Raw genomic sequence first — 9,616 nt, 5'->3', positions numbered from 1 at the left:
CTGTTGAGTTCTCAAGGAACGGACGCTTCCTTCAGGCCGCCTTCCAGCGGGCCCTCCGGGCGCTTCGTTCTTTCGTGTTTCCAGCTTACCAGATGCTTTCCGCTCCGTTTACCGGGGCTATTCGCATCTGAAATCTGGTGTTAACCGCGGAGTCGCGGCGACTCGACCAACCATAGCGGGTCGTCGGGCCGAGCGCGAATCGGGGCGCACCCGATGTCACCCGGGCGGCGGCATGATTTGTTGCTCTCGCGAGCATATACAGCAATGGTCTCGATTCGCCAAGATGCCTGTAGAGTGCGGCGCACCGGCCCAAGAGGACTAGACCACTAGCGGCCGGTGGGACGCCGGCGGAGAGAGCGGGCGGGGCGTGGGGCTTCGCCCGGGAATGTCAACAGTTGTCCTTAGTTGACATCAATTAGGCTTCGGTTGATCGTCGCGCCGCTGCTCTGCGGCTGCTCGTTCGTACTTGCGCACTTGGGAGGCACAACCATGACCACTGTGACGTCGCCGCTGACCGGCCGGGTCGTCGGGCTCGCGAACGTTCCCGACCCGGTGTTCTCCGGTGCGATGGTGGGCCCGGGCACCGCGGTGGACCCGGTGCGCGAGCCGACCGAGGCGGTGGCTCCGGTGGACGGCGTCGTCGTCTCCATGCACCCGCACGCGTTCGTGGTCGTCGACGCCGAGGGTCACGGTGTGCTGACCCACCTCGGGATCGACACCGTGCAGCTGAACGGCGAGGGCTTCGAGCTCCTCGTGAACAAGGGTGACACCGTGACCCGTGGTCAGGCCGTCATCAAGTGGAACCCGGCCCACGTCGAGGCCGCCGGCAAGTCGCCGATCTCCCCGATCGTTGCGCTGGAGGCGACCCCCGACGCCCTCGGCACCGTCCGCGAGGACGGCGAGGCGCAGGCCGGCGACGAGCTGTTCAGCTGGAACTGAAGCTCGGCGTCCACTCCCCCACAATCCCCCACACCCGCCCCGCAGGAGACGCCGGGGCGGCCCGGCACTGCGGAGACAGGTAGATGGAGAAGACACTGCGCGGCGTGGGTGTCAGCCACGGGGTCGCGATCGGCCAGGTGCGACACATGGGCACCGCCGTCCTGGAGCCCCCGGCCACCCAGATCCCGACCGAGGACGCCCCGCGTGAGCAGGCTCGCGCCCAGGCCGCCGTGGAGGCCGTCGCCGCGGACCTGATCGCGCGCGGCAACCTGGCCGGCGGCGAGGCACAGGCCGTGCTCGAGGCCCAGGCGCTGATGGCGCAGGACCCGGAGCTGATGGCCGACGTGGCCCGCCGGATCGCCGTGGGCAGCAGCGCCGAGCGCGGTGTGTACGACGCCTTCGCCGCGTACCGGGCGCTGCTGGCCGCCGCCGGGGAGTACCTCGCCGGGCGGGTCGCCGACCTCGACGACGTGCGCAACCGCATCGTGGCCCGGCTGCTGGGCGTCCCGATGCCGGGTGTGCCGGACAGCGACGAGCCGTACGTACTGTTCGCGCGGGACCTCGCGCCGGCGGACACGGCGCTGCTGGACCCGACGCTGGTGCTCGGCTTCGTGACCGAGGAGGGCGGGCCGACCAGCCACAGCGCCATCCTGGCGCGGGCGATGGGCGTGCCGGCCGTGGTCGCGCTGCCGGGGGCGACGGATGTCGCCGAGGGCACCGTCGTTGCGGTGGACGGCAGTTCGGGCGATGTGCTGCTGGAGCCGTCCCAGGAGAAGCAGGACGAGCTGCGGGCGGCCGCCGCCGCGCGCAAGGCGGCGCTGGCCGCCTCCTCCGGCCCGGGCCGGACCTCGGACGGGCACGCGGTGCCGCTGCTGGCGAACGTCGGCGGTCCGGCGGACGTGCCGGCGGCGCTGGAGAACGGTGCGGAGGGCGTGGGCCTGTTCCGTACCGAGTTCCTGTTCCTGGACGACTCGGCGAAGGCTCCCAGCGAGGAGAAGCAGGTCGAGGCGTACCGCAAGGTGCTGGAGGCCTTCCCCGAGGGCCGGGTGGTCGTGCGCGTGCTGGATGCGGGCGCCGACAAGCCGCTGGACTTCCTGACGCCGGCTGACGAGCCGAACCCGGCGCTGGGCGTGCGCGGTCTGCGCACCCTGCTGGAGCACCCGGAGGTGCTGCGCACCCAGCTGCGGGCGCTGGCCACGGCCGCCGAGGGCCTGCCGGTGCACCTCGAGGTCATGGCCCCGATGGTGGCCGACCGCAAGGACGCCAAGGACTTCGCGGACGCCTGTCGCGAGGCCGGGCTGGTCGCCAAGTTCGGTGCGATGGTGGAGATTCCGTCCGCCGCGCTGCGGGCCCGGTCGATCCTCCAGGAGGTCGAGTTCCTCTCGCTGGGGACCAACGACCTCGCGCAGTACGCCTTCGCGGCCGACCGTCAGGTGGGCGCGCTGGCGCGGCTGCAGGACCCGTGGCAGCCGGCGCTGCTGGACCTGATCGCCTCGGCCGCCGAGGCGGCGCAGGCGGCGGGCAAGAGCTGCGGCGTGTGCGGCGAGGCGGCCTCCGACCCGCTGCTGGCCGTGGTGCTGACGGGTCTGGGCGTCACCAGCCTGTCGATGGGCTCCGCGTCGATCCCGTACGTGCGTTCCACGCTCGCCAAGTACAGCCTGGCGCAGTGCCGTCGGGCCGCCGAGGCCGCGCGGGCGGCGGACAGCGCCGACGAGGCGCGGGCCGCGGCGCAGCAGGTGCTGTCGGGCGAGTAGGACCCGCAGAGACGCGAAAGGGGCGCTCCCACCGTGACGGTGGGGGCGCCCCTTCGGCGTGTGCGGGGTCAGGAGGCGCGGTCGCGGCGCAGCTGCTCGAAGAAGCGCAGGTGGTCGAGGTTGTCGACGGAGCCGGGGTTGACGGCCTGCTCCAGCGGGGTGCCGGAGAGGATGCGCTTGACGGGGACCTCGATGCGCTTGCCCGTGAGGGTGTGCGGCAGGCCCTGGACGACGACGACCTCGTCGGGGACGTGGCGCGGGGAGAGTTCGGTGCGCAGCGAGGTGCGGATGCGGCCGATGAGGTCGTCGTTCAGTTCGGCGCCGGGGGCGAGGACGACGAAGAGGGGCATCCAGTAGCCGCCGTCGGGCTCCTCGAGGCCGATGACCAGGGATTCGGCGATCTCGGGGAGGCGTTCGACGACCTCGTAGATGTCCGAGGAGCCCATCCGGACGCCCTGGCGGTTGAGGGTGGAGTCGGAGCGGCCGTGGATGACGACGGTGCCCCGGGAGGTGACGGTGATCCAGTCGCCGTGGCGCCAGACGCCGGGGTACACGTCGAAGTAGCTGTCGTGGTAGCGGGTGCCCTCGGGGTCGTTCCAGAAGCCGGTGGGCATGGACGGGAGGGGTTCGGTGACGACGAGTTCGCCGACCTCGTCGGTGTGCGGGTGGCCCTGGACGTCCCAGGACTCGACGGCGGCGCCGAGGCAGGGGGCCTGGATCTCGCCGAGGTACACCGGGAGGGTGGGGACGCCGCCGACGAAGCAGGAGCAGACGTCGGTGCCGCCGCTGACGGAGGCGAGCCAGACGTCCTCCTTGACCTCGTCGTAGATCCAGCGGAAGCCGTCCGGCGGGAGCGGGGAGCCGGTGGTGCCGATGCAGCGGACGGCGGAGAGGTCGAGGTCGCGGCCGGGGTGGAGGTCGGCCTTGCGGCTGGCGATGACGTAGGCGGCGGAGGTGCCGAGGACGGTGGCGCCGGTGCGGGCGGCGACGGACCAGAGGGCGCCGGTGTCGGGGTGGCCGGGGCTGCCGTCGTAGGTGACGATCGTGGACCCGACGAGGAGGCCGGCCAGCAGGAAGTTCCACATCATCCAGCCGGTGGACGTGTACCAGAGGAAACGGTCCTGCGGGCCGAGGTCGAGGTGGAGGCCGACCTGCTTGAGGTGTTCGAGCAGGATGCCGCCCTGGCTCTGGACGATGGCCTTGGGCAGGCCGGTGGTGCCGGAGGAGTAGAGCACCCAGAGCGGGTGGTCGAAGGGGACGGGCTCGAAGACGGGCTCGACCTCGTCGGCGACCAGGTCGTCCCAGGTGAGGGCGCCCTCGGGGGCGGGGGCGCCGAGCAGGGGGACGTGGACGACGGTGTGGAGGGTGGGGAGTTCGCGGCGCAGTTCGGCGACGACCTCGGTGCGGTCGTGGTCCTTGCCGCCGTAGTGGTAGCCGTCGACGGCGAAGAGGACGGCGGGCTCGATCTGCTGGAGGCGGTCGAGGACGCTGCGGGCGCCGAAGTCGGGGGCGCAGCTGGTCCAGACGGCGCCGACGGCGGCGGTGGCGAGGAGGGCGACGGCGGCCTGGGGGACGTTGGGCAGGTAGGCGCTGACGCGGTCGCCGGGGCGCACGCCGCGCTCGCGCAGGGCGGCGGCCAGGGAGGCGACCTGGCGACGCAGTTCGGCCCAGGTGAGGACGGCGGGCGCCTCGGTGGTCTCGTCGAGGTGGAGGATCGCCGGTCGGTCGGCGTTGGCACCCTTCTCACCGTTGGGGCCGGGCTCGGCCGCGCGCAGGGCGTGCTCGGCGTAGTTGAGGCGGGCGCCGGGGAACCAGCGGGCGCCGGGCATGGTGGCGTCGGCGAGGACGGCCTCGGGGGCCTCGGTGAAGCGGACGTCGAACCACTGGGTGACCGCCGTCCAGAAGCGGTCGAGGTCGGCGGTGGACCAGGCGTGCAGGTCGGCGTAGCGGCGGGCGGCCTGGTCGTCGTCCTCGGCCGGGGCCAGCGGGGCGGCCGGGGCGCCGTGGTGCTCGGCGGCCCAGGCCTGGAAGGCCACCAGGGTGGTCTCGGCGGCGCGGGCGGGGTTGGGGCGCCAGAGCGGCTGGTCCTGGGGTGGGGTGCTCACGGTGGTGGTCTCCCGGCCGGTGGTGGGGACGGGAGTGCTGGTCGCGGCCCGTCCGGTTGCGGTCTTCGGTGCAGACCATGCCATGAGCGGGGCCGCTTGACCAGGGTCGGCCGGTGGGGCGTGGCCGTGATCAGCGGGGGCCGAGCTCGCCGTCGAACCAGCGGCGCAGCAGGCCGTTGTGGAAGTCCCAGACGAGCGGGGTGTCGGCGGTGGCGAGCTGCCAGCCCTCGGTCTCGTCGGTGGGGCGGGAGGGCGGGAGTTCGGCGAGCGGGCGGGCGGGGAGCAGGCCGGCGAGCATGACGAAGCGGCCGCTGGGGTCGGAGGCCAGTTCGACCAGTTCGACGTCGGAGGCGTCGGCCAGGATGCCGGTCTCCTCGCGGAGTTCGCGCACACAGCTCTGCTGCCAGCTCTCGCCGAAGTCCATGTAGCCGCCGGGGAAGGCGAGTTCGCCGTAGCCGGGTTCGATGGTGCGGCGGATGACGACGAGGGCGGGGTCGTCGTCGGGGCGGGTGACGGGCAGGACGGCGACGGTGACGGGCAGGGGGTTGCGGTAGCTGATCTCGGCGCAGCCGGGGCAGGCGCGGGGCCAGGCGTCGGTGCCGGGCGGGTAGGGCGTGCCGCAGAAGTGGCAGTGGGAGAAGGGCCGGTGGACCGTCTGGGCTGCGTCGGTGGTCATGGCCGGATGGTAGCCCGGCGGGCCGACGTGGCGCGGGGGTGGGCGAGTGGGCGAGTGGGCGAACCACCCGGCGGTCAGCGGGAGTCGGGGCCGCTGTCGGGGCCGTCGTCGGCACCGGGTTCGCTCTCGCGGGCGGGGCGCAGCAGGGCGGGGTGGAGCTGGCGGGCGTGGCCGGCGTGGTACGTCCGGGCGCGGGGGCCACCGCGGGTGCCGCCGCGCGGGGTGGTGGTGCCGGTGCTCTCGACGAAGCCGGGGACGGAGAGGACCTTGCGGTGGAAGTTGCCCGGGTGGAGCTTCTCGTCCCAGACGGCCTCGTAGACGGCGCGCAGGTCGGGGATGGTGAAGTCGTACGGGAGGAAGGCCGTGGCGAGGGGGCTGTACTCGAACTTGGCGCGGACCCGGTCGAGGCCGTCGGCGAGGATGCGGGCGTGGTCGAAGGCCAGGGGGAGGGGGCCGGTGGGCCCGTCGACACCACCCCCGTGGGTGTCGACGGGCGCACCGGCCGGTGTGGAGTGGCTGTGGGGGCGTGCGGGCAGGTCGAGGGCGTGGACCGGGTGCCACGCTGCGGCCGCCGCGTCCGTGCCGGCCCGAGGGTCGGGCAGGTCGGGGGCGAAGGCGAGGTAGGCGACGGAGACGACGTGCATCCGCGGGTCCCGGTCGGGGGCGCCGTAGGTGCCGAGCTGCTCCAGGTGGAGGCGGTGGAGGGCGGACTCGGCCCCGGAGGCGCCCTGGAGGCCGGTCTCCTCGGAGAGCTCGCGGGCGGCGGCCTCGTCGAGGCCCTCCTGGCCGGCGCGCAGGAAGCCGCCGGGCAGGGCCCAGCGGCCCTGGTGGGGCGGGGCGCCGCGCTCGACGAGCAGGACGTGGAGGCTGCCGTGGCGCAGCGTCAGGGCGACCACGTCGACCGTGACGGCGACCGGGGTGTAGGCGCGGGGGTCGTACGCGGCGAGCCACTGCTCCTCGGACTCGGGGAACCGGGGGGTTCCGGAGGGTTCGGAGGTCATCGTCGGCTCCTCTCCGCGCGCATGGGAAACGGAGGTGTCGTTCTCCGGGTGAGCACAACGTAGCGATCGCTTTCCCGCCCGGCAAATGGTTTTCCCCGTCGGCGAGGGGGCCGTTCCTCCTAGGCTGTGACCGGGAACGACCGCGCCCGAGGAGACCTCCATGCCCACTGCTCCCCCGCTGGACCTCGCCTCGGCCATGGCGGCCGGGCCGCTGGTGCTGGACGGCGGGATGTCCGACCAGCTGGCGGCGCAGGGGCACGACCTGTCGGACGACCTGTGGTCGGCGCGGCTGCTGGCGGACGCGCCGGAGGCGGTGGTGGAGGCGCACCGGGCGTACTTCGAGGCCGGGGCGGACGTGGCGATCACCGCGAGCTACCAGGCGAGCTTCGAGGGCTTCGCCCGGCGCGGGACCGGGCGGGCGCAGGCGGCCCGGCTGCTGGCGTCCAGCGTGGACCTGGCGCGGGAGGCGGCGCGGGCGGTGCCGGGCGGGCGGCGGCGCTGGGTGGCGGCCTCGGTGGGCCCGTACGGGGCGGTACTGGCGGACGGCTCCGAGTACCGGGGCCGGTACGGGCTGGGCGCGGCGGAGCTGGCGGCCTTCCACCGGCCCCGGCTGGAGGTGCTGGCGGCGGCCCGGCCTGACGTGCTGGCGCTGGAGACGATCCCGGACGTGGACGAGGCGCGGGTGCTGCTCGGGCTGCTGCGGGGCCTGGAGGTGCCGGCCTGGCTGTCGTACAGCGTCGAGGGCGACCGGACGCGGGCCGGGCAGCCGCTGGCGGAGGCCTTCGCGCTGGCGGCGGAGGCGGACGAGGTGGTGGCGGTGGGCGTGAACTGCTGCACGCCCCGGGACGCGGACCGGGCGGTGGCGCTGGCCGCCGAGGTGACGGGCAAGCCGGTGGTGGTGTACCCCAACAGCGGCGAGGAGTGGGACGCGGACCGGCGGGGCTGGCGCGGGGAGCCGACGTTCCGTTCGGCGCGGGTGGGCGGCTGGCTGGCGGACGGCGCGCGGCTGGTCGGCGGCTGCTGCCGGGTGGGGACGGACGGGATCGCCGCGCTGGCGGCGGAGGTGACGGTGCTGCGGGCGAAGGAAGGGTCCGGACGGGCGGGCGTGTGAGGACTCGAGGCGGCCGCGCGGGCGTGAGGTTAACAAACGGCCGATCGCGGGTTACCGAGGGGGAAGGTGCACGGACCGGAGGCGGCCTGGCAGACTCGTCCCGTCACCACTGCGGTCGACATTGTCGACCGCCTGTCAGCGCGGAGGTACCCATGCCCGGCCCGATCCAGTCGCTCTCCCGGGCCGCCGCGATCATGCGCCTGCTGGCGGGCGGCGAACGCCGGCTGGGCCTGTCGGAGGTCGCGACGGCGCTGGACCTCGCCAAGGGCACCGCGCACGGCATCCTGCGCACGCTGCAGCAGGAGGGGTTCGTCGAGCAGGACCCGGAGAGCGGCAAGTACCAGCTGGGCGCCGAGCTGCTGCGGCTGGGGCAGAGCTACCTGGACGTGCACGAGCTGCGGGCGCGGGCCCTGGTGTGGGCGGACGACCTGGCCCGGGCGGCCGGGGAGACGGTCTACCTGGGGGTGCTGCACCAGCAGGGCGTGCTGATCGTGCACCACGTGTTCCGGCCGGACGACACCCGGCAGGTGCTGGAGGTGGGCTCGATGCAGCCGTTGCACAGCACCGCGATCGGCAAGGTGCTGGTGGCCTACGACCCGGTCGCCCGTGGGGAGTTGGGCGACGGGCCGTACGAGTCGTACACCGTGCGCACGCTCACCGGGGCGGGCGACGTGGACGCCGAGTGCGCGCTGATCCGCGAGCGCGGCTGGGCGGACTCCGTCGAGGAGACCTGGGAGGGCGTGGCCTCGATCGCCGCGCTGATCCAGGACCGGCGGCGCAACCCGGTGGGCGCGGTGTGCGTCAACGGGCCGGTGGAGCGGATCTGCGAGGACGGCTTCGTCAAGCCGTCGCTGGTGGCCTCGGTGCGCAGCGCGGCGCGGGCGATCTCGCGGGACCTGGGCGCCGGGCGGTTCTGACCTTCTCGTCACCACGCGTCACGCGGACCACACAGGGCGCGGGCGGGCCTCCGGCCCGTCCGCGCGCTGGCGTTTTGCCCCGTTTCGTGCCGCCCGGCCGCGTAACGTCGGGGGATCCTCGGAGGGAAGGGTCACAGCTGCGTAACCCCGCCTTGACGTGGGGGTGACCTGCAGAGGAAGCTTCCGCATGACGGTCGACATTGTCGAACGATGGCCGTGAAGATCACTCCCACAATGCGCTCACCCGCACAGCGATCGACCGGCCGCCACCCTCACCCCCCACCTCCGGGCCATATGGACAAGGGAGTCTTTGTGTCCGCGTTCTCCACCGGCGACGTCTTCATCGGCGAAACCCTCGGCACCGCCGCCCTGATAGCCCTCGGCGGCGGCGTCTGCGCCGCCGTGACCCTCAAGAAGTCGAAGGCGTTCAACGCCGGCTGGCTGGCGATCACCTTCGGCTGGGGCTTCGCCGTCCTGACCGCCGCCTACATGACCGGCGAGAAGTCCGGCGCCCACCTCAACCCGGCCGTCACCCTGGCGCTCGCGGTCAAGAGCGGCGACTGGAGCCAGGTGCCGCTCTACATCGGCTCCCAGATGCTCGGCGCGATGATCGGCGCCGTCCTCGTCTGGCTCACCTACCTCGGCCAGTTCCAGGCCAACGAGGAGCCCACCCTCGGCATCTTCTCGACCGGTCCCGAGATCCGGAACCCGATCCAGAACGTGCTCACCGAGGTCATCGGCACCTTCGTGCTCTGCATGGGCATCCTCACCCTCAGCCCGAAGCTCGGTGCCGGCGGCACCGCGGTCGTCGCGATCATCGTGGTCTCCATCGGCCTGTCCCTCGGCGGTCCGACCGGCTACGCGATCAACCCGGCCCGCGACCTGGGCCCGCGCATCGTGCACTCGCTGCTGCCGATCCCGAACAAGGGCACGTCCGACTGGTCGTACGCCTGGGTCCCGGTCGTCGGCCCGGTCATCGGCGGCCTCGTGGCCGGCGGCGTCTACAACGCCCTGTACTAGAGCGCGGGTTCGAACCCGTCGCACACGGGGACCGAACGGACGGACAGCACAGCGCCCCGCGTCGGACCCACCCACCCCGCACCCCCGAGCCTG

General features: G+C 73.4%; 8 protein-coding genes. 5 read left to right on the top strand and 3 right to left on the bottom strand.

What is annotated here, in order from left to right; all coding sequences use genetic code 11:
- Positions 1–489: 489 nt before the first annotated feature.
- Positions 490–939 carry a PTS glucose transporter subunit IIA gene (locus tag ACIRRS_RS37170; RefSeq protein WP_402981070.1) on the top strand — a complete coding sequence of 150 codons (450 nt, stop codon included), beginning with the start codon at positions 490–492 and terminating at the stop codon, positions 937–939.
- 83 nt (positions 940–1,022) lie between these two features.
- The gene (ptsP, locus tag ACIRRS_RS37165; RefSeq protein WP_402981067.1) at positions 1,023–2,693 is read left to right on the top strand and encodes a phosphoenolpyruvate--protein phosphotransferase; all 1,671 of its coding nucleotides are present in this window, start codon (positions 1,023–1,025) and stop codon (positions 2,691–2,693) included.
- Positions 2,694–2,761: 68 nt separating this feature from the next.
- Here the strand turns inward: ptsP and ACIRRS_RS37160 are convergent, their stop codons facing one another.
- From ACIRRS_RS37160 to ACIRRS_RS37150, 3 genes are all read right to left on the bottom strand, one after another.
- Positions 2,762–4,882 carry an acetoacetate--CoA ligase gene (locus tag ACIRRS_RS37160; protein WP_402981064.1) on the bottom strand — a complete coding sequence of 707 codons (2,121 nt, stop codon included), beginning with the start codon at positions 4,880–4,882 and terminating at the stop codon, positions 2,762–2,764.
- A gap of 46 nt (positions 4,883–4,928) precedes the next feature.
- On the bottom strand, positions 4,929–5,474 hold the full coding sequence (locus ACIRRS_RS37155; RefSeq protein WP_402981061.1) for an NUDIX domain-containing protein: 546 nt from the start codon (positions 5,472–5,474) through the stop codon (positions 4,929–4,931).
- A gap of 74 nt (positions 5,475–5,548) precedes the next feature.
- On the bottom strand, positions 5,549–6,475 hold the full coding sequence (locus ACIRRS_RS37150) for an NUDIX hydrolase (protein WP_402981058.1): 927 nt from the start codon (positions 6,473–6,475) through the stop codon (positions 5,549–5,551).
- A 160-nt stretch (positions 6,476–6,635) separates the two neighbouring features.
- Between ACIRRS_RS37150 and mmuM the strand changes: the two genes are divergently transcribed.
- The 3 genes from mmuM to ACIRRS_RS37135 all read left to right on the top strand — a co-directional run bounded on the left by mmuM (position 6,636) and on the right by ACIRRS_RS37135 (position 9,523).
- Entirely contained in the window at positions 6,636–7,586 is a 951-nt protein-coding gene (gene mmuM, locus ACIRRS_RS37145) for a homocysteine S-methyltransferase (RefSeq protein WP_402981055.1), read from the top strand.
- A 152-nt stretch (positions 7,587–7,738) separates the two neighbouring features.
- Positions 7,739–8,503, top strand: a complete 765-nt coding sequence (locus ACIRRS_RS37140) for an IclR family transcriptional regulator (RefSeq protein ID WP_402981052.1) — start codon at positions 7,739–7,741, stop codon at positions 8,501–8,503.
- Between the two features lie 294 nt (positions 8,504–8,797).
- Entirely contained in the window at positions 8,798–9,523 is a 726-nt protein-coding gene (locus ACIRRS_RS37135; protein ID WP_402981049.1) for an MIP/aquaporin family protein, read from the top strand.
- Positions 9,524–9,616 lie beyond the last annotated feature (93 nt).

It is taken from the genome of Kitasatospora sp. NPDC101183, from assembly GCF_044767945.1.
Lineage (GTDB): Bacteria > Actinomycetota > Actinomycetes > Streptomycetales > Streptomycetaceae > Kitasatospora.
Note: the sequence above shows the minus strand (reverse complement) of the source record. Positions and strands in the feature narration are given on the sequence as shown.